The sequence below is a fragment of the Vagococcus allomyrinae genome (assembly GCF_017829975.1).
In the GTDB taxonomy this organism is placed as follows: Bacteria; Bacillota; Bacilli; order Lactobacillales; family Vagococcaceae; genus Vagococcus_D; species Vagococcus_D allomyrinae.
Genome location: NZ_JAEEGA010000009.1, coordinates 111,658 through 130,954, shown reverse-complemented (window position 1 = coordinate 130,954; position 19,297 = coordinate 111,658). Strand labels below are relative to the sequence as shown.

The 19,297-nt window shown below is 40.2% G+C and carries 17 protein-coding genes; 6 read left to right on the top strand and 11 right to left on the bottom strand.

Going from position 1 to position 19,297, the window contains the following annotated elements; translation table 11 throughout:
- Positions 1-83: 83 nt before the first annotated feature.
- On the top strand, positions 84-839 hold the full coding sequence (locus I6N95_RS14450; RefSeq protein WP_209529205.1) for a MurR/RpiR family transcriptional regulator: 756 nt from the start codon (positions 84-86) through the stop codon (positions 837-839).
- A gap of 40 nt (positions 840-879) precedes the next feature.
- Here the strand turns inward: I6N95_RS14450 and I6N95_RS14445 are convergent, their stop codons facing one another.
- The 4 genes from I6N95_RS14445 to I6N95_RS14430 all read right to left on the bottom strand — a co-directional run bounded on the left by I6N95_RS14445 (position 880) and on the right by I6N95_RS14430 (position 5,344).
- Positions 880-2,172 (bottom strand): MATE family efflux transporter, encoded by a 1,293-nt coding sequence (locus I6N95_RS14445; RefSeq protein WP_209529203.1) that lies wholly within the window; start codon positions 2,170-2,172, stop codon positions 880-882.
- Between the two features lie 343 nt (positions 2,173-2,515).
- Positions 2,516-3,046: an HdeD family acid-resistance protein gene (locus tag I6N95_RS14440; RefSeq protein WP_209529200.1), complete on the bottom strand. Its 531-nt coding sequence runs from the start codon at positions 3,044-3,046 to the stop codon at positions 2,516-2,518.
- A 47-nt stretch (positions 3,047-3,093) separates the two neighbouring features.
- Positions 3,094-4,239 (bottom strand): S1C family serine protease, encoded by a 1,146-nt coding sequence (locus tag I6N95_RS14435; protein WP_209529199.1) that lies wholly within the window; start codon positions 4,237-4,239, stop codon positions 3,094-3,096.
- 382 nt (positions 4,240-4,621) lie between these two features.
- Positions 4,622-5,344, bottom strand: a complete 723-nt coding sequence (locus tag I6N95_RS14430; protein ID WP_209529197.1) for an HAD family hydrolase — start codon at positions 5,342-5,344, stop codon at positions 4,622-4,624.
- A gap of 144 nt (positions 5,345-5,488) precedes the next feature.
- On the opposite strand from I6N95_RS14430, the gene I6N95_RS14425 reads away from it, so the two are divergent.
- Positions 5,489-5,995, top strand: coding sequence for a GNAT family N-acetyltransferase (locus tag I6N95_RS14425; protein ID WP_209529195.1), 507 nt, complete (start codon positions 5,489-5,491; stop codon positions 5,993-5,995).
- On the opposite strand, the gene I6N95_RS14420 is transcribed toward I6N95_RS14425, so the two are convergent.
- Positions 5,992-6,537 carry an RNA 2'-phosphotransferase gene (locus I6N95_RS14420; RefSeq protein ID WP_209529193.1) on the bottom strand — a complete coding sequence of 182 codons (546 nt, stop codon included), beginning with the start codon at positions 6,535-6,537 and terminating at the stop codon, positions 5,992-5,994. The two genes, I6N95_RS14425 and I6N95_RS14420, sit on opposite strands and share 4 nt — an antisense overlap.
- 333 nt (positions 6,538-6,870) lie before the next feature.
- Between I6N95_RS14420 and I6N95_RS14415 the strand changes: the two genes are divergently transcribed.
- The 3 genes from I6N95_RS14415 (at position 6,871) to I6N95_RS14405 (ending at position 11,101) form a co-directional block, all read left to right on the top strand.
- Positions 6,871-8,655, top strand: a complete 1,785-nt coding sequence (locus tag I6N95_RS14415; protein WP_209529192.1) for a flavocytochrome c — start codon at positions 6,871-6,873, stop codon at positions 8,653-8,655.
- 119 nt (positions 8,656-8,774) lie between these two features.
- On the top strand, positions 8,775-10,391 hold the full coding sequence (locus tag I6N95_RS14410; RefSeq protein ID WP_209529190.1) for a histidine kinase: 1,617 nt from the start codon (positions 8,775-8,777) through the stop codon (positions 10,389-10,391).
- On the top strand, positions 10,388-11,101 hold the full coding sequence (locus I6N95_RS14405) for a response regulator transcription factor (RefSeq protein WP_209529189.1): 714 nt from the start codon (positions 10,388-10,390) through the stop codon (positions 11,099-11,101). The genes I6N95_RS14410 and I6N95_RS14405 overlap by 4 nt, the downstream gene beginning before the upstream one ends.
- 135 nt (positions 11,102-11,236) lie before the next feature.
- Here I6N95_RS14405 and I6N95_RS14400 read toward each other — a convergent pair whose 3' ends face one another.
- The 6 genes from I6N95_RS14400 to I6N95_RS14375 all read right to left on the bottom strand — a co-directional run bounded on the left by I6N95_RS14400 (position 11,237) and on the right by I6N95_RS14375 (position 18,355).
- Entirely contained in the window at positions 11,237-13,429 is a 2,193-nt protein-coding gene (locus I6N95_RS14400) for a glycoside hydrolase family 65 protein (protein ID WP_209529187.1), read from the bottom strand.
- A 24-nt stretch (positions 13,430-13,453) separates the two neighbouring features.
- The gene (locus I6N95_RS14395; protein WP_209529186.1) at positions 13,454-14,812 is read right to left on the bottom strand and encodes a PTS transporter subunit EIIC; all 1,359 of its coding nucleotides are present in this window, start codon (positions 14,810-14,812) and stop codon (positions 13,454-13,456) included.
- The gene (locus tag I6N95_RS14390; protein WP_209529184.1) at positions 14,802-16,271 is read right to left on the bottom strand and encodes a family 1 glycosylhydrolase; all 1,470 of its coding nucleotides are present in this window, start codon (positions 16,269-16,271) and stop codon (positions 14,802-14,804) included. The genes I6N95_RS14395 and I6N95_RS14390 overlap by 11 nt, the downstream gene beginning before the upstream one ends.
- 186 nt (positions 16,272-16,457) lie before the next feature.
- Positions 16,458-17,336, bottom strand: coding sequence for an AraC family transcriptional regulator (locus I6N95_RS14385; RefSeq protein WP_209529182.1), 879 nt, complete (start codon positions 17,334-17,336; stop codon positions 16,458-16,460).
- A gap of 178 nt (positions 17,337-17,514) precedes the next feature.
- Positions 17,515-17,919, bottom strand: a complete 405-nt coding sequence (locus tag I6N95_RS14380; RefSeq protein ID WP_209529180.1) for an organic hydroperoxide resistance protein — start codon at positions 17,917-17,919, stop codon at positions 17,515-17,517.
- On the bottom strand, positions 17,903-18,355 hold the full coding sequence (locus I6N95_RS14375; protein ID WP_209529178.1) for a MarR family winged helix-turn-helix transcriptional regulator: 453 nt from the start codon (positions 18,353-18,355) through the stop codon (positions 17,903-17,905). The genes I6N95_RS14380 and I6N95_RS14375 overlap by 17 nt, the downstream gene beginning before the upstream one ends.
- A 245-nt stretch (positions 18,356-18,600) precedes the next feature.
- On the opposite strand from I6N95_RS14375, the gene I6N95_RS14370 reads away from it, so the two are divergent.
- Complete coding sequence (locus tag I6N95_RS14370) at positions 18,601-19,260, top strand: B3/B4 domain-containing protein (RefSeq protein WP_209529176.1); 660 nt, start codon at positions 18,601-18,603, stop codon at positions 19,258-19,260.
- Positions 19,261-19,297 lie beyond the last annotated feature (37 nt).

The window sequence follows — 19,297 nt, the reverse complement described above, 5'->3', positions numbered from 1 at the left end:
GGTTTTCGAAATTAAGCTGATTTGACAAAAAAAGCTGAAAACATTTACAATAATGGTTAGCATCAGAAAAGGAAGTTACCTAAATGAAAAATGAAGCAACTAAAAAACTAAGTCACTCTGAGCGTCACTTAACCACCTATATTGAAAATAATCTTGATCGCATCCCAGAAATGTCCATCGTCAAACTGAGTGAGGATGCAAATGTGTCGACTGCAACGATCGTTCGCACCATGAAAAAAATGGGTTACGACGGTTTTACCTCATTTAAGCACCACTTAAAAGAGGCAGAAGCAAATAACCCTCGCTTTGCCATTGTTGAACAGGTCGATAAAGAGATTAAGCAAGCCATTTTAAAGAATGAACAAGAAGTGACTCGCACGATTCAAATGTTAAATAGTGGCACTATAGAAGATGCCATTCAAAAAATCAAGTCAGCTAATCGAATTTATATCTTCGCCAGAGGCTTTTCAGAATTAATTGCCAAAGAAATGATGGTAAAATTTCAGCTGATGAATAAATATTGTGAAATGCACGATGATCCAAACATCATTCGCCCGATTAGTCGGCGATTATCTAAACAAGACATTGTCATTTTTATTTCCCTAAATAGTGAAACCCTTGAATTGGTCGAAGCTGCCGAAAACTGTGCCCAAGACGAAATTACCACGATTACGATCACAGCCAATAGCCACGGTCCTCTGGCCAAATTATCGGATATTTTATTTGTTGGCTTCAAGTCACCCATTTCTTATTTTCCTGATTATGAAGTGCGGTCCCGTCTACCTTTACAAGTTATTACGAGAGTTCTATTAGATGCCTACGCTGTCAGAAATCGCTAAAAATATCCCCCCTGTTTGTCTGACAACAGAGGGGATATTTTTATATTCTAACAACCTTTTGATAACTCTTTGAAAATAGCAACCCTAAAAAAATATAATTAAAGGCTAGTCCACTTAATATGGTTACTAATGAATTAAGTCCAACGACCTGCAAAACGCCCAATACGCTAACAGTTAAGCCATTAACCAATCCCGTTAACACCAAGACGCTCTTCTCTTTTCCTAAAGCTTGTAAACTATATTTATGACTTTCAAAAAACAATTGACTAGCGAATATCACTAAAACCAAAGGTAAAATTTCCTGAGCTTGTTGAACCAGCTCCACTTGATTGGACAGTAAGACTAATAGGCTTGAATTGAGGCTCAAAGCGAATAGACTAATACTTAAATAGGTTGCGAAAATTAAGCCAGTGGTTAGTCTAGGTAATAGAGTTAGGGCACGATGGCGCTTTTCCCCAAGTGCTTCACCAATTAAGATTAGTTGGCTATTAGCATAAGGAAACATCGTTGTTTGGGCCAGTTTAACCACCACCAAGCACAAGCTATAAGCTGCAAACAAGCTAATGGATAAACGGCTCAAAAATGCGGTAAAAACCAGACTAAACACGGCGCCTTCCAAACATTCCTGACCAAAAAGAGGAATACTTTTTTTAAATAAAAATAATTTTTTACTGCTTTTTATGCTCATTAGCGGTTTAAGGTCTTTCCTTAAAACGACACAATAAATCCCGCATTCGAGCGTTAGTGAAACCAAAGACGCCACACCTATCCCTAATAATTGATACTGAGCTGGCAAATGGCTATAGGTCCAGATCCCAATCATCAGATGGACAATTGAACTTATGCCACCGACAACAGCAGTTAGATGACTTTTCTTATTGACTTTTAGTTGATTGGAAAACGAAAAAATTATCACATAAATGACCAGTTTCAATGCTGAAAGCCGACCATAGCTCGTCCCAATTGTCAGGTTTTCTCCACTGAAATCATAAAGCCCGTTTAGCAATTGACGAACACAAAGCATCATGACCAAGCTACCAAGGATTCCCAGCAATAGATTTAACAATAAAATTGATTTAAAGTAATCTTGAAAAAGCATCGGGTTTTGCTTGCGAATGCGAGAGGCGTAGATATTAAACGAAATTGAACCGGCGCCTACTACGCCAATAAAGGAATAGATCAACCCATCCACCACTTCGGTAATTCCAATGGCTTCTGGTGAAATGCGACCGATAATCGCCGTCAGCAGTACATTGATCACAATTCCTAAAAGGCTATTAAAAAACAAGGGATATGCTACTTGATTCAGTTCTTTTATTAATAATTTTGTCATGTTAATGGACCTTACTTTCTATTTTTATCGAAAGTAAGTCTCGAAAAGCTTCAGTGCACAAACAAATAGACCAAGCAGCCTCACTTCGTCCATTCTGCGGTTTCCCAATAAACTCATGGAGACCTACTTAATGAACCTCGACAAGCGTCGCTGAACGGGTGACATACTTGTCATTTGGGGGTCATTAAGTATTATTCAGGTGCGTCCATTTAGGTTGATACCTCCTAGTTTGTCTATTATTTTTAATATATCAGGTCTTTATTTTTAATACAAGCTTTTGTTGAACTTTTCTAAAAAAAAGAAACCTTCACCAACTTGAGAAGGTTCCATCATGCATAAATCTTTAAGCAAAAGAAGAAATCACTTCTTCTATTCCAAAAATTAAGAAATAAAAGCCGATTAAAAAGGGGACTGTCAGTGCTGAGACAATGGGGTTAAAAAATAAAGAAACACCAATTAGCACACAGATGACATTAAAAATAATAGAAATCCAATATATCCACTTGCTTCTTTCTTTCAAAAAACCAGCATTCAAAATGTGAGCAATGGAATCTGTAATAAACCAGATAGCAAAAACCCAGCCCACAACGACGATTCCTGAATAAAGATTGAATAAGAGGATAATCCCTAATAGGATATCCAAAACCCCGGTGATGATTAAAAATGTGGCATTAATTCCAGTTGAACTTTTGACTTTGGAGTACTTAATAAAGTTATTGATTCCTTTAATAATCGCTAAAACACCGAACCAAACAACTAAAATGCCGATTGCCATCGCTGGTCGTGAGAAGAAAATAAACGCTGCGATGATATACAAAATACCGATCAATAAGTCTTTCCAATCAAATCCTCTGTTTTTAACCTCTGTTGCCATTATCATCATTCCTCTCGGTTTCTATAGGGATACGGGTATCACCTAGGTTAATCATTACGTGCCTTTAATTCCACTGTGGCAGTTTGCTTGTCTTGGCCACGATAAAAATCAAGTTTGATCTTATCACCAATTTGATATTGGTACAATAAGGTTTGTAGCCCTACATTATCAGTCACTGTTTGACCATCAATCCCCACGATGACATCACCAACTGCTAGTTTTGCAGTCGCCGCTGGAGAGCCCGCTTGAACTTCCAACACAACAACTCCTGTCGCCACCTCTTCAGGCAAATCAAGAACTTGTTGACGTGTCTCAGCATTAACTAAGAATAAATTATAAGGAGTCACACCTAAAAATGGTCGTTCAATCTTACCATTTTTCTCAAGTTCGGCAATAATCTTAATAACATCATTACTCGGAATGGCAAATCCCATTCCTTCCACACTTGCTTCAGCAATCTTAATCGAGTTAATCCCAATAACTTGTCCTTTGACATTTAACAGAGCCCCGCCAGAATTTCCTGGGTTAATCGCCGCATCCGTTTGAATAGCATTGATACTCGTAAGTTCCCCATCTTCTGTTTTATTGGTAATCGTTCGGTCAACCGCCGAGACAATGCCTTGCGTAACAGAATTAGCGTACATAGAACCTAGTGGCGACCCAATAGCAATCGCTGGCTCCCCTACTTGTACCTTACTGGAATCCGCAAATTCAGCCGCTTTAGCCACATGCTCACTTGACATTTTCAAGACAGCCAAATCAGTAAACGTATCTAAGCCCACCACTTCAACCTTTTCAGTTGTACCATCCTTCATCAGCACCTCTAAAGCATCGGCTCCAGCAACCACGTGATTATTCGTCACGATATATGCTTGATTTCCTTCAATCTTGTAGATAACGCCACTGCCTTCACCAGCAGCTTGAAGCGTACCTTCTTGATTTAACAAATCATTAAGTGATTGATTACCGCTTTGTAAATTGATGATTGATACCACGGTTTCCTTAACATCACTGACCATTTTAGTCACATCGCTGTTAACTTTATACGTCACATTGCTGACACTTGTCGCGCTTTGACCTAATGAGAGCCTGTCGCTCTTAATTAATCCAAACAGCACCCCACAAATAATCAAAGCCCCCAGCAAACCTCCTAACAAGCCATACCCAATAATTGCACCTTTTCCCTTTTTCAATTAACGCCCCTCCATTCAGTTATTAGTATCCTCCAAAAAAAACACCAAAAATTATCACTCCGATTCATTTTGCAGCGCTATCTTTTGGTATTTTTTGTAAGACCTGTGTAATTAATCACTTATTCAATTAAATATTGAACAATATCTTCGTTATCTATTACGTTAGCGCAGAACGCTGATAAAATCAAATAATAACACTTGAAAGACCGTCATTTATTACTCCTTACACACCTTCCCCCTAATTAAAACCGACGATCAGTCACATCGGCCATGTTATCGTTCATTAAATAGCAGGATTATCGACACGACAAAAAAGCAGAGAATGTCGCTCTCTGCATCTGCCATTTTATCGTCTCCTAACAAAATGGTGTTCGTCTTGTTCTTAAGGATTTACCGAATTGTCAGACAGCTCGTTGGTTTGGATTGCCTTAATACACGCTAATAACTCCACATGATCAGTCACTTCAATTACCCCTGCTTGATTAGCTAAAGACTCTCCTTTAGTATTCAACCATATTGGCAACCACCCAGCATTCAGAGCTCCTTGAACATCGTTCACTGGGTTATCGCCAATGTAGTAGCGAGGGTTGCCAGACAATCGGGTAGCCATCTGATCAAACACTTTTCTAGCTGGTTTAGACACGCCAACATCACCTGAAACAAGAATTTGTTGGGGACTGAACCAGCGATCCAGACCTAAGGCGGCCAACTTCATTCGCTGATGATCACTTGGTCCATTGGTAATGATGCCCATCTCCATCGGCTGCCTGTGGCAATAATCTAAGATTGCTTCAACTGCTGGTGAAAGACTAATATGCGCTTGCTCATATAGATAATCGGTCTGCCATCTCAGACACTCTTCTTGAGATAAGTAAATCCCTTCTGCCTTATAGGCCTCTTTAATTCGTTGAATGCGCATCTCTTGAAAGGTTATGTCGCCCCGTTCCCGCATAATATAGGCCTGTTCACTAAAATATTGAAACTGCTCGTACAATCGGTCGAGGTCCACTTCGCCAAACTCACCAATGTTTTTTATTGCCGCTTTGACAAATTGCTCTTTTTGAAAATACAACGTGTCATCTAAATCAAAAATCATGCTAATCATTTTACCAACCCCTCATCATTTCTAAATTTTTCTTTAATCACATCAAAAAATTTCCCACTATTACTCTCATAGCATCTTGTATTTATCAGCAGAGGCAGTTAAACTTAATAACAAACGAACCCTAATCAAACAAGGAGGAGTCAAATGATTCACTACCGCTTGCTCAACAGTCAAGATGCTTTATCCTTACTCAATTTACAGAAAACGTTAGACATCGAATCAGCTTATATGTTGTATCTGCCACATGAACGAACTGCAGACCTTAATCAGGTACAGTTGGTTATCGAGCAAATTATCACATCTGGTCTATTGGTTGGTGCCTGGAACGAAAAACAAGAACTCATTGGTTATTTAGCTGCTGAGCGAGGTACAAAAGAAAAAATCAAACACAGCGCCTATCTGGTCATTGGGATTAAACAAGAATATACCAATCTAGGAATTGGCACTCAATTGTTTAAGCTGTTAGATCAGTGGACCCAACAAACGATGATTCATCGACTCGAATTGACTGTTATCACCGAAAACATTCCTGCTAAAGCCTTATATGACAAAGCTGGTTTTAAGGTCGAAGGCATTAGAGAAGACGCTATTTTCATGAACGATCGCTATTATGACGAATATTATATGGCAAAAATAATCAATAGATCTTAAGGCATTACCCTAAGATACCTGACAGGAATTGGTTCTGACAGCCAGATGCCGTCCTTTTCTTGATAAAAGACCACACCATTTTCATAGGCGAACTGAGCCAGCACTTCTAGTAAAACCGGCTCATGATCGCGCCGTTTGCCAACGTCAATAGCCGTTATTATTTCTTGTGAAAGATGCACATATTGACGATCCTTTGGTAATAAGCCCTGTGCTAAAATACGATCTACGAATTTATGGGCCGTTCCGTGATATAAAAATTCAGGTGGTTTTGCGGCTTGCTTGATTATTTTTTGAGAAAGACTATGGCCGTAAATAGCTCGAATTAAATGGCCTTGGATTTCCCAGCGCTTTTTGTCCGACTTTTCCAACAGCGCCACAACTGCTTCAGTCTTTAAGTCTACCTGTTCCACTTGATTGAGCTTGCTTACTAACTCGTCTAATGAAACAAAACCAGATTCGTCTAATTCAAGTTGAAACCTTGCCGGCTCATGTCGTAATGCGTATGAAATTAATTTACTTATTTTTTCTTCTTCAACTAACATCTCCACTGCTCCTTTTTAACACTTGTTAATATGCGATCGTGCTCTTTTTTTCCTATACTCTCTCTATTGTACCAAATATTTACGAGGTAGCCATTGAAAATAGTCAAATGCTGTTTAATCATGCTCACTAGAAAAGCAAACTCAGCATATAATCACCTACATATAAACGACCATCATCCTTAGTCTAACGACTTGAAAAAAAGCAAGCAGTCAATCTCTGCTATTTTTATAAAAAATCACTTATTTCTATAAAGACTTCTCTTAGTAAACATCATATGATTAGATTGTTCAAACTTTAACAATCTAATCAACACAATTACAGGAGGAGTAAACATGAGGAAGAAACGGAAAATTATCTATTTTTTTGCCATATTAAGTATCATTTTAGTACTAGTTGGTTGTGGCAAAAATAACAGTGACTCGAAAGCGGTCATAAAAGATGGAACCTATCTAGGTGAAAGCAAAGGCAATGGTGGTACAATTACCGCCGAAGTAGTCATTAAAGATGGGAAAATTGCGGATATTAAAAACACTAGTGATCATGAAACAGAAGGCTTGGGTGACGAAGCTGTTGAGCGAATAATGACCGCAATGATTGACAATAATACGATCAACGTGGATGTGGTCTCTGGAGCGACAACCTCATCAGAAGGCTTTATCGCTGCAGTAAAGAGTGCCTTAGAAAAAGCCGGCGCAAAAGAAACTGACTTGATGGCTGGTGACAAAATCCCCCTTACTCAAGTGTTGGATAAAACAGAATACAACTTCGATGTCGTGGTTATCGGGGCCGGTGGTGCTGGCCTTTCCAGTGCAGTCGAAGCAGCCAGTACTGGCGTGAAGGTCGCTGTCCTTGAAAAAACCTCGGCTGTTGGCGGAAATACAGCAGTCTCTGGTGGAGCCTTTAATGTCCCTGGCTCTGATTTGCAAAAGAAAAAAGGAATTGACGACAGTGTTGATCAATTCGTTAAAGATGCCTTGGAGGGTGGCGATAATCTAGCTAATCCTGAACTGGTCAAAATTGTCGGTGAACATGCTTTGGAAGCCTACGAATGGATGCGTGATGACATCAAGGCTGAATTTATTCAAGATCGTGTCCAACAGTTCGGCGGTCATAAAGTCCCTCGTTCTGTCATCCCTGTTGGGAATACAGGCTCTGAATTAACCAATAAATTGAAAGTTGCGGCAGAAGCCAAAGGCGCTGAAGTCTTTCTCGATACGGAAGCAACGGATCTTATTCAAGATAAATCAGGAAATATTGTGGGAGTCACTGCCAAAAATAATGGCAAGTCCATTACTTTTAACGCTTCAAAAGGAGTGGTAATCGCCAGCGGTGGGTTTGCCTCTAACGTTGATATGCGTACAAAATATAATGCTGACTATGGCAAGCAATACATGACCACTGCCGTTCCCGCCAGTACTGGTGACGGAATCATTATGGGGGAAGAAGTTGGGGCTGACTTAGTAGACATGGAACAAATTCAAGTTTACCCAACTGCTAGTCCTAAAACAGGCATCATTTCATATGTAGCAAATTCACGGTTTGATGGTGGTTTGTTAATCAATCAAGAGGCGAATCGTTTTATTAATGAGGTGGGACGTCGTGATGTGATTTCCAAAGCAATTCTTGATCAGCCAGGCGGCTATGCTTATCTGGTCTGGGGCCAGGAAATTGAATCCGTTGGTCATATGACTGACGTTCACCAAGCAGAATTCGACAAAATGAAAAAAGATGATGTGATTTTTGAAGCAAAAACCTTGGAAGAAGCGGCAAAACACTATGACATCGACCCGCAAAAATTTGTCGCAAGCATTGCCCGTTTTAACGGTTTTGTGTCCACTGAAACAGATCCAGACTTCCAAAAACTAGGCGCCTTTGTCAAAGTCGAACAAGGTCCCTTCTATATTCAAAAAGTCATCCCTTCAACCCACCACACGATGGGGGGCTTGAGAATTAATAAAGAAGCGGAAGTGCTTGATCTTCAAGGGAAAAAAATCCCTGGTCTTTACGCTGCTGGGGAAGTAACTGGTGGTATTCACGGGACCAATCGACTAGGTGGGAATGCGATTACCGATATCATTGTTTTCGGTCGTATTGCAGGGGGAAACGTCTCAAAATAACCTGCTGATTATGCTATACTAAAGCTATCTTAGGATAGCTTTTTTTACCATCCAAGAAAGAAGATGACTGATTCTAGCTGGCTGTTACAAAAAGCTTTGCTTACTTACAGGAGAAAAAAATGAAATCATTTTATCAGCACATTATGAAACCGCTAATTATTGGCAGTGTTATTTTAGTCCTAACCCTTGCCTTGGCAACCATCGCCTATATGAACCGGATTATCACACCGGATATCGACAAATTAGCTTCGGAAATTCTCAGCTTAAAAGTAGAGGAGGTGGATAACTGGCTTAAACGGCACATAAATATGTCAGAAAACATGGCAAACCTATTGGCTGAAACCCCCTTAACAATCAATAACCGTGAATCCGTTTTAGCGATTCTTGACAGCAAAAAACAACAAACCACTCACGAGTATGAAAGCTTGGGCTTCATTACCTTAGAAGGCGAAAAATATTTAACCAATGGTGCCCATTTTAACGTAACCGACCGAGACTATTACCAGCAACTTCTAAAAAAAGCTGATCTGACCCATCTGTCCATGACCATTAACTCTCAAGCCAATGCCGCTCAAGTGGTCTTAATTGTCTCAAAAGTGTTTAATCACCAAAATGAACTGACTGGCTTTGTCAGCCTAGCCTTACCATTAGCCTATATCAAGGAAACCGTCACCAGTTCAAACAACTTATATTCAACCTATATTTATCATGCCGACACAGAGCAGGCATTAATTGGAGAGGCCTCTGCCATGACGCCTTTTGTTGCGATGGACAAAGCGATTCCCAGCAATCCAAACTGGCGGATTAAACTGGCGATTTCTCGTAAAGATGTCTTGTTAAGTTTGGATAAAACCTTTGTTTTTATTGCTTTTTTAGCAATTGGTTTAACCACTCTTTTTATGGTGATAATGAGAAAACGTCTAGTAAAAGTCACCCAGCCCATTGAAGCCCTTGAACAAAAAATGGCCGCAACCTCAGAGGGCAACTATGTTGAGATCCTGCCTAATCAAGAAATTACCGAACTTAACCAAATCGGTTTAACTTACAATACAATGGTAGTTAATATCCACCGTCAACAGGATGTTATTCGCCAGCAGGCCCGCCAAAAGAATGAAATCGAACATCAGGCACTTTACGCTCAAATTAAGCCACATTTTCTCTACAACACATTGGAAACCATTCAATCCATGGCTTATGATCTTGATAGTGAACTGCTTGAAGAAGCAATAGGGAGCCTCGCGACTTTTTATCGCACAGGTTTAAGCAGTGATGCTCAAATTATCACAATTTCTCAAGAATGTCAGCACATTGAAAGTTATCTCAGTATTTTGCGATTGCGCTATGACAATCTCTTTACTTATACCCTAACCAACCTTTTAGATCATCGTCAGCCGTTTTTAAAGTTCACCATCCAACCACTAGTGGAAAATGCCATTTATCACGGCATCAAGCCGTTGGGAACTCTGGGACATCTCGACATTAAGATTGAAGAGTTAGCAGGTGATATCATCGTGAAAGTGAGCAATCCTGCTCCTACTCTAACAAGGGAAGAAGTGGCAGCAATTAATCAGCAACTACAGATCTCTAGAGTTAATGGCAGCTATGGCCTATACAATGTTAATCAGCGATTAAAACTACGCTTTGGGCCTCCCTATGGTGTCAGTGTTTATTTGGAAAATCAGCAGTTTATTGCCATGATTAAACAGCCGAAAATCAAGAAAGGAGCTCCTTTATGAATATCTTAGTCGTCGATGATGAAGAGCGGATTCGCGAAAATTTTATCAAACGGTTGAGTCAACTACCAATCAAATTTGATAATTATTACCAAGGAAAGGATGGGTTTGAAGGACTTGCCATTATCCAATCAAAAGCGATTGATATTGCCCTAATAGATATCAATATGCCTTTCCTTAACGGCCTCGAACTGATTCAAAAACTCCATACAGAAAATGCCGAATTGAGTATCGTTATTATCTCTGGTTACGATAATTTCGCTTACGCTCAAGAAGCCATTAAATACGGTGTTAAGGCTTACTTATTAAAGCCAGTCAATCGCCTGGAGTTCGCCGAAACGATTGTTTCTCTTTGTGAGGAAATTGATGCCACCGATAAACAAAGCCTGGCGGATCAGATTATTACCCGCATGAAACAACACATTAGTAATTCTCATTTTAGCCTCAGCGATTTAGCCACTGAGATGGCTTTAAGTAATGGTCATTTATCCAAGTTAATCATCCATGAAACAGGCAAGACTTTTGGCGAGTTACTGACAGGCCTGCGGATTGACCAAGCGAAACATTTCCTTAGGGAACTTCCTTATGGCACTAAAATGTATGAAATTGCTGAAATGGTCGGCTTTAACAATCAGTACTATTTCAGCTCGGTCTTTAAAAAGCAGACAGGTCTTTCACCTAAAGAATTTTTAAAATCTGCCCCCGCTAATTAAACCCTCACATTCAATAACTGATTTATCCTTGTTTTTAAACGCATCCTCCCCTTCTATTATCGGGTTTTCATCACAAAAAACGTCGTCTTTTAAAAGACGACGTAGCTGTCCTGATAAAATAAAGCGACTTGTTGTTTATTCATCAGACGGTTTAATGATGATACTAGCCTGATCAGCTGTTTGCTGTACAACCTGCAATCGCTCATTCGGCTCCAACAATCCGAGCTGAATCCCTCCGGCCTTTAACTCTACCTTCACTAAGGTTCCCTGCAGTCTTAAGCTAAACGCCAATTCACTAATTTCTTTCGGTAAATGATTGGCGAAATCGATTTGTTGCTTGCCAAAGGACAGTCCAGCAAAACCGTAGATTAAACTTAACCAGCTGCCTCCCATATTCGCCGCGTGAATGCCGTCTTGGCTGTTACCTTGAAGATCGGTTAAATCCATTAATGCTGTGTCCATAAAATAATGATAGCCTTTTTCAGTTTGACCCGTCCGACTGGCTAAAATACTAAAAACTGAACGGGATAAGGAGGAATCATGAGTGGTAACTTTTTCATAAAACTGATAATCCCTAATAATCTGTTCCTTTGTATAGTCCTGAGGAAAAAGCATTTCTGCCAACAAGCCGTCAGCTTGTTTGGACACCTGATGCTTGTAGATAACCATCGGATGATAGTGTAGCAACAAGGGGTAATTTTCTTTTGGTGTTTCAGCGAATGGCCATGGCGCCTTCTCAAAGAAAGTATCATCCTGTTTAATGAGCTCCTTTTCTTTGTCATAAGGTAACTTCATATGATCAGCAGCGGCTTGCCAGTTTGCTACCTCCTCTTCGGCGATGCCATAACGTAATCCTAATTCTACTGCATAATACAGATTATTTTGAGCCATTTTATTGGTGTAATAGTTATTGTTAACTAAGGCGGTATATTCATCGGGTCCCGTCACCCCATTGATTTGGAAGCACGGCTCTGATGAAGTTGACCAGTCGCCATAACTCAGCCAAAAACGAGCGGTGGCAAAAATAACTTCTGCCCCCTTTTCTTGAATAAATTGACTGTCTCCTGTCACTTTTTCATATAGCTGAAAGCCGTAGGCAATGTCGGCATTAATATGCAACTGAGCCGTCCCTGCAGGATAGTAGGCACTGGCTTCTTCACCATTAATCGTCCGCCAAGCAAACAGGGCTCCTTTTTGGGCCATCTTCTTAGCTCTGGCTTTAGCTTGTGGCAAAATAGAACAGCGGTACGCCAAAAGACTTTTAGCTATTTGAGGCTGGGTATACGTAAAAAATGGCAACATGTACATCTCTGTATCCCAAAAATAGTGACCTTCATAGCCTTCTCCCGTTAAGCCTTTTGCGGCAAAATTAGTTAAACCGTCTCTGCCAGCATTTTGATAAAGATGAAATAAATTGAAGCGGATCCCTTTTTGTAACACCGAATTACCGGAAATAACAATGTCACTGGCTTGCCAAAAGGCTTGATAGTGAGTCAGTTGCCCCTCGTACAACCTTTGGTAATCCAACTCTGCTCTAATAGCTGCTAAGCGCGAAATCTGCTGTTCTTCTGGTGCAGAAATTAGCGTGAAATGCTGCAAAGAAACAGCTTGCTCAGCTTTGGCTGAAACTGTTAAGGCGATATTTTTTGTACCAACTTCTGGCTCTCGGGCCCCACTGCTTAGAACTTGAGACATGAAAATGCGTTGTCCGCTATTAGCTGTCAGTTTTAACCAGTTATCAGCTAATTCTACTTGAGCTAGCTGACTCTTAGCCTTGGCAACCCGCGGATCTATTGCGTTGTTCTCAGAAGCTGTCACCTTGTGTTCAAAGTCGCTGCTAATCCTAATATCGCCACTAAAATTAAGAGGGGTGATTGTTAGGTTTAACACACTGACATCTGGCTCTACCAATGAAACAAAGCTGGTAACCTCGACAGTGAATTGTTTCCCGGATTGTGTTGTCACGTCATAGGCCTCTGCTAAAAGACCTTGATCCATTTGCAACTCATAAACCGTTTGATTAATAAGCCAGTCCGATTGCTGACTGGTTTCACCCACTATTTCAAGCGTTAACTGATGGCTGTTTGGCAGTTTAATCATGGTTTGGTGATTTTCTGCATAGCCATAAGCCCATTCACCATAAGTAATCGGCCCAGTTTCGTAAAAGCCATTTACAAAGGTACCTGGATTACTTTCCCCTGCCAGTTGACTAAATAAGGCCGGACGACGAACGCCTAAATGACCATTGCTTAAGGCAAAGAGTGTTTCAATATAGCGGGTATCTCGTTGCTGTAACTCTTCGAGAGATAGGTTAAATGCTTGTTTCATAAAAACCTCCTAGTAAGTTAATAATCAAGCTTCAATTGATTTTTGCATAAATAAAGTTAAAACAAAGGGAACAACGAGTGATAATATCATCATTATAACACCGCTGATAACATTCCCAACCCCCTTGTCACCGGAAAAGCCTAACAGAGCCATCACACTATTTTGCGGTACGTATAAGGTGACGTGAACAATGCCCGCAAAACAACCAGCGATCGTGGCACCGATAACAGCTGCCACTAAGGGCTGTTTATATCTCATCGTAACACCGTATAAAGCTGGTTCTGTGATTCCCATTATAGCAGATATGCCCGCTGCCGTAGCTAATGATTTAGTGCCTTTATCCTTAGCTTTTAAGCCAACCGCTAATGACGCCCCACCTTGAGCTAAGTTGGCGCAAATTTGAGCAACCAAAATCAATGACTCCGTTCCTGTTGCCGCAAAGGAGGCAACAAAGATGGGGGTTAAAGCATGATGCATCCCAGTCATCACAATAAATGGCATAGCACCTGCTAAAAGAGCGACCATCACAAAGCCCAATTGGCCTTCCAGCAAATTGATTAGCCACGCTAAGGCCATACCGGCATAATTTCCAAGGGGTCCAATCACGATCAACGCCAACGGAGCCATAATCAATAAAACGAGGGTCGGGTTTAAAATTATTTTTAAAGCATTTGGTGTGATCTTATCGACGCCTCTTTCAACATAAGACATCACCCAAATAGTCAAAAGAGCTGGGATAACTGAAGCTGCGTAGCCGACGCCCTGGATTGGTAAGCCAATAAACGAAAGAGGATCGCCAGACGCTACCCATGAGGTAAAATTAGGGTGCAGTAAAATCCCGACAACAATCATCGCTAAAGATGTATTCACTTGAAATTTACGAGAAGCAAACACTGCTAACAGGAGTGGCATGAAATAAAAGGCGCTATCACCAATAAAATCCAATACTCGATACGTCGGGGACTCGCTTGACAGCCAATTAAATGTGAGGCTCAAAGATAAGATAACCTTCATCATCCCAGCTGCTGTTAAAGCTGGAATCATCGGAGTCATGCAAGCAGTAATGGTATCCACAATACGGCTAAACACCCCGCCTTCTTTCACTTCAACAGGGGCTTGATCAGCCGTGTCTCCATTGAGAATCCCTAATTCAATGATTTCAGCGAAGACGTTAGAGACATGGCTGCCAATAATCACTTGAAACTGGGTCGCTGTCGGATTAATTCCCACTACTCCCTCAAGCTCCCCTACAGCCTTTTGATCAACCAACCGATCGTCCTTCAAATCAAAACGTAAGCGCGTGGCGCAGTGAACGACTGATTGAATGTTTTCTTTGCCGCCTAAATTAAAAACTAATGTACTTGCCAATTCTTTATTTGTCATATGACTCCCCACTTTCCATAACTCCTTGATCATCAAATGCTGCTTGACCTTGACTTTTAACTACCTTTTGATACCAGTCATAACTAGCTTTCGGAAGTCGTTGACCACTTCCATGGCCTTGGTCATCTAACTCCACATAAACTACGCCATATCGCTTACTAATTCGTCCCTCACTAACACTGGTTAAGTCGATGATGCCCCACATTAGATAACCCATAACCTCGATGCCATCTTCATTAATGGCTCGAAGCAACTCTTTGATGTGCTCTCTTAAATAATCAATTCGGTAAGTATCAGAAATATTCGTGCCTATTAGTTCATCTTGCGTCCCTAGGCCATTTTCAACAATAAAAAGTGGTTTTCGGTAGCGGTCATGCAGCTGATTTAAGGTGATTCTCAGCCCTAAGGGATCGTTTTGCCAAACGCTTTTACCTTTTGGCAAATACGGATTGCGCAATGTCATAAAACCGTTGGTGGCCACTTGCTCTAAGCCCTCAGTATCGGCCGAGGTGCACGCACTCGAATAATAGCTAAATGAAACAAAATCAACTGTGTTCTTTTTTAATAAGCGTTTATCTTCCTCCGTTATGATGATTTTCAAATGATTCTCTTTAAAAAAGTGAGCGGTAAAACTTGGATACTCACCAAAAACTTGAACATCTGAAAAAAATAAGTTCTCACGTTCACTTTTGATTGCCGCAAAAACATCTGTCGGTTTACAAGTATAAGCATATGTCTTACCAGCAGCAAGCATCGCGCCAAATTGAGCTTGTGGATTGATCGCTTTGCCGATTTCAATCGTCCTAGCGTTAGCTAACAATTGATGATGGCCTGCTTGATATTGAATCTGTAAAGGATTCGTCTCGCTATTAAACGTCACACCTCCGCCAATAAAGGGGATATGAAGGACCATGTTCATCTCATTAAACGGAATCCAGTACTTGATGCGACCTTTAAATCGAGTCATAACGGTTGTCGCGTAATGCACATACAGATCGACTAACTGGCGACTTTCCCAGCCATTATACTTCTCAACCAAATGAATCGGTAAATCAAAATGACTGATGGTGACAATTGGTTCAATCTGATAGCTTTCTAATTCCGTTAATACATTTTCATAAAATCTCAGGCCGACTTCATTCGGCTCAGCTTCTTCACCTGTCGGGAAGATACGCGACCAAGATATCGAAAAGCGAAAACTATTAATCCCTAATTTACTTAACAATTTAAGGTCTTCTTTGTATGTCTGATAAAAATTAATGCCTGTTCTGCTTGGATAATAGTCCTTATCAGTTCTTAATATCGACTGACGGTCATCTGAATAAACCGGTTTCAATCGTTGGTCGTTCAATGGTAAATAATCAAAATTCGCTGGCAATCTACCATCTGTCAAATAATTTCCTTCGGTTTGAGCAGCAGAAATTGCGCCACCCCACAAAAAGTTATCCGTTACTTTCATTGTCACCTCTCCGCTTCACTATTACTTTCTGCATTCATAAAAAGGATCCAAATTCATTTTCGAATGTATCTCGATTATAAAACACTTTCATTTTTATTCATTCCCATTAATTTGCTTAATTATTCTTATATTTTGTCCTAACAACTGACAAGTTTAAGTGAAAAAAAGCAGAATCCCCACTCTCTTCTAGTGGGGATTCTGCTCATTATTATCTTTAGTTATCATCTTTTTTCGATACATTAGCGGTGACATTCCCATGGAATGTCTAAACCACCGATAAAACGTCTTATCATTTTCAATCCCAATTTGACTAATTATTTCTGATACGTTGGCGGTTGAATTTATTAGCAACCACTTTGCTTTATCAATTCGGTAGTCATTTAAAAATGTTATAAAGGTTTTGCCTGTGTTTTTCTTAAAAAACTTTGTAAAGTAAAAGTCACTATAACCGACCAAAGAAGCCACTTCTGACAACATGATTTTTTGTTTATAATGATCCTCAACATAACAAAAAATCTTATCTAACTTCTCCAGAATATCTTGATTTTGCATAGTCAGCTGAGATTTTTGAGTCACAGACTTTTTGGGAAGCTCTCTTAAAATATGAACGAGCAACACTAACAATTTCCCTTTAATTTGAAATTGATAACCGATCGATTTGCGTTGTTCTTCTTGATAACATTCCTCGAGCAATGCTCTGATTGTTGCCTCTTGCTCTTTCCCCCAAAGCGGACTGAACGGCTCTACATGATGAAATACCTCTTGTAAATTGACATTGTCAGTATCTAGCTTAACAAAAAAGGCTAAATCAAATTGAAAGACAATCCGTTCGCTTCCAGGTGACGGCAAAACATAATGAATATCACCACCATTAATCAACACTAGCTCACCTGCTCTGAGAGTATAGGGACGATCGTTAATCCCTAAATTGATCGTTCCCTCAGTGACGTAAATAATTTCAATCTCACGATGCCAATGAGGCGTTGTCAATATATTGCCATCATTCAATAAAATTCGAAAAGGAAAATCATCCGCCAATTGTGGCATTTCAAGGTAAATTGCCATTGTTATCTACTCACTTTCTTACATCAATTATCTCCTATTGTAGCATAAGAGTCACTTTTCATCTCTGAGCTGTTCCGGGAAGAAAAAAAACAGCCGCCTCTAATTGTTTCTATCATCTCAAAAAAACAACAAAACAAAGCCTCCAGATATCATTCTATCTGGAGGCCTGTTTAGTTATTTAAACCACAATTAATTCCACGTCAATATTATTACGAGTGGCTTTTGAATAAGGACAAACTTCATGAGCCTTAGCCACTAATTCTTCTGCTTGAATTTTTTCCACATCATCAATTTTCACTTCTAGCTGAACGGCAACCTGAAAATCCTCTTTAGAAGCGCTGTAAAGTGAAACCCGCGCCGTCACAGTACTCTTGGATTTAATGCCTTCCTTCGCCATCACTACCTCAAGTGCGCTATTAAAGCAGGCGCTATACGCGGCAGCAAATAACTGTTCAGGATTTGTCGTGTGTTCTTTTTTTATTCCAGGAGATACGACCTCATACGAAAAACTTTTATCTGGTGAATACACTTCCCCAGATCTACCGCCGGTGTTAATAATACTTGTCTCATAGATTTTTTTCATGAACGATTCCTCCTATTTTTTCTGTTAATGCGTTCACTTCTTTTAAGAGCATCTCGTACGTCTGCTGATCAATCATCAGTTGCTCAACACAACCAGACACTTGTTGATTGATGGTTTCTTCTAATTCAATGGCCTTAGGCGTTAACGAAATGCCGACTTTTCGTTCATCATCGAGAAGACGAGCGCGTGTCACATAGCCATTTGTTGCCATTCTCTTTAATAAAGGGGTCAACGTCCCGCTATCTAAATCGACCATTTTCCCCAAATCCGTCACGGTTTGATGATCTTTTTCCCATAAAGCCAGCAACACAATATATTGTGTATAAGTTAAACCAAAAGGTTCTAAAGCTGTCCCATAAATCTTAATAAATTGTTTTGACGCTTTATAAATTGAAAAACAAAGTTGCTCATCTAATAATCGATTGGCTGATGTCATCTCAACACTCCTAACTTGCGAACAATTCAATTGTACACAACCTATTTGATCAAAGCAATCATTTTGCTTAGTGGTTAATTCTCATTTTCGGGACTGACAGTTTCTTTTTTGGCCTTTTTACGATAGACTGAAGTAACAGATTGCAATCGGAAAGGAGTCCCCCTTATGTTTTTTGCCCCACTATTTGAAAACGATGTACCAAACGCCCTTTAATTCTCAAACAACAACTAAAGGAGCGAATAATCATGACACTTTTAATCAATTCACAGATAACAACCGAAACACCAGAGGTAAAGCTGCTTCTAACAGAACTTGAATTCACCTATGAGAAAAAACAGGTAAGTATCTGGAACGAGCTACTCACCCCTCTGATTAAAGAACTTGAACAACAAGACGTTGACACCATTCGTCAGCATCCTGCCATCATCGGCACAAAAAACGTTTATAAACATTACGGCAAAGACCCTGCCCGTTTCCGCCCCTCTTCAGAAAGTCTTTGGCGTCGGATTGTTCAACAAAAAGGACTGTATCAAATCAACAACCTTGTGGATTTAAATAATTATTTTTCACTGCTCTATAAACTCCCGTTTGGTGTCTATGACCTAGCCAAACTGTCACTGCCTATCGAACTGATCATTGGTGACGTAGGGATGAGCTATCCAGGAATCGGTAAAGGATCCGTCAATCTTGAAAGTGCTCTAGTTCTCAAAGATCAACTTGGCTGTTTCGGCGGACCAACCAGCGATTCCTCCCGGGGAATGATTAGCAGCCAGACTCAACATGCTTTAATGATCGGCTATGTCTGTGACACAACAAGTCAACTAAACGCGATCCAAGAGGACATCGCGAAGCTCTTGCCTACTTATTTAGTAAACGGCAAAATCCTTCGCCAGCAAATTATTTAAATCATCACAACCTTAACCAAGCCAAAGAGGAGCCGAT

Coding starts and splice junctions, on each gene's coding strand:
- I6N95_RS14450 (WP_209529205.1), top strand. CDS start 84: ATGAAAAATGAAGCAACTAAAAAACTAAGTCACTCTGAGCGTCACTTA.
- I6N95_RS14445 (WP_209529203.1), bottom strand. CDS start 2,172: ATGACAAAATTATTAATAAAAGAACTGAATCAAGTAGCATATCCCTTG.
- I6N95_RS14440 (WP_209529200.1), bottom strand. CDS start 3,046: ATGGCAACAGAGGTTAAAAACAGAGGATTTGATTGGAAAGACTTATTG.
- I6N95_RS14430 (WP_209529197.1), bottom strand. CDS start 5,344: ATGATTAGCATGATTTTTGATTTAGATGACACGTTGTATTTTCAAAAA.
- I6N95_RS14425 (WP_209529195.1), top strand. CDS start 5,489: ATGATTCACTACCGCTTGCTCAACAGTCAAGATGCTTTATCCTTACTC.
- I6N95_RS14420 (WP_209529193.1), bottom strand. CDS start 6,537: ATGTTAGTTGAAGAAGAAAAAATAAGTAAATTAATTTCATACGCATTA.
- I6N95_RS14415 (WP_209529192.1), top strand. CDS start 6,871: ATGAGGAAGAAACGGAAAATTATCTATTTTTTTGCCATATTAAGTATC.
- I6N95_RS14410 (WP_209529190.1), top strand. CDS start 8,775: ATGAAATCATTTTATCAGCACATTATGAAACCGCTAATTATTGGCAGT.
- I6N95_RS14405 (WP_209529189.1), top strand. CDS start 10,388: ATGAATATCTTAGTCGTCGATGATGAAGAGCGGATTCGCGAAAATTTT.
- I6N95_RS14400 (WP_209529187.1), bottom strand. CDS start 13,429: ATGAAACAAGCATTTAACCTATCTCTCGAAGAGTTACAGCAACGAGAT.
- I6N95_RS14395 (WP_209529186.1), bottom strand. CDS start 14,812: ATGACAAATAAAGAATTGGCAAGTACATTAGTTTTTAATTTAGGCGGC.
- I6N95_RS14390 (WP_209529184.1), bottom strand. CDS start 16,271: ATGAAAGTAACGGATAACTTTTTGTGGGGTGGCGCAATTTCTGCTGCT.
- I6N95_RS14385 (WP_209529182.1), bottom strand. CDS start 17,336: ATGGCAATTTACCTTGAAATGCCACAATTGGCGGATGATTTTCCTTTT.
- I6N95_RS14380 (WP_209529180.1), bottom strand. CDS start 17,919: ATGAAAAAAATCTATGAGACAAGTATTATTAACACCGGCGGTAGATCT.
- I6N95_RS14375 (WP_209529178.1), bottom strand. CDS start 18,355: ATGACATCAGCCAATCGATTATTAGATGAGCAACTTTGTTTTTCAATT.
- I6N95_RS14370 (WP_209529176.1), top strand. CDS start 18,601: ATGACACTTTTAATCAATTCACAGATAACAACCGAAACACCAGAGGTA.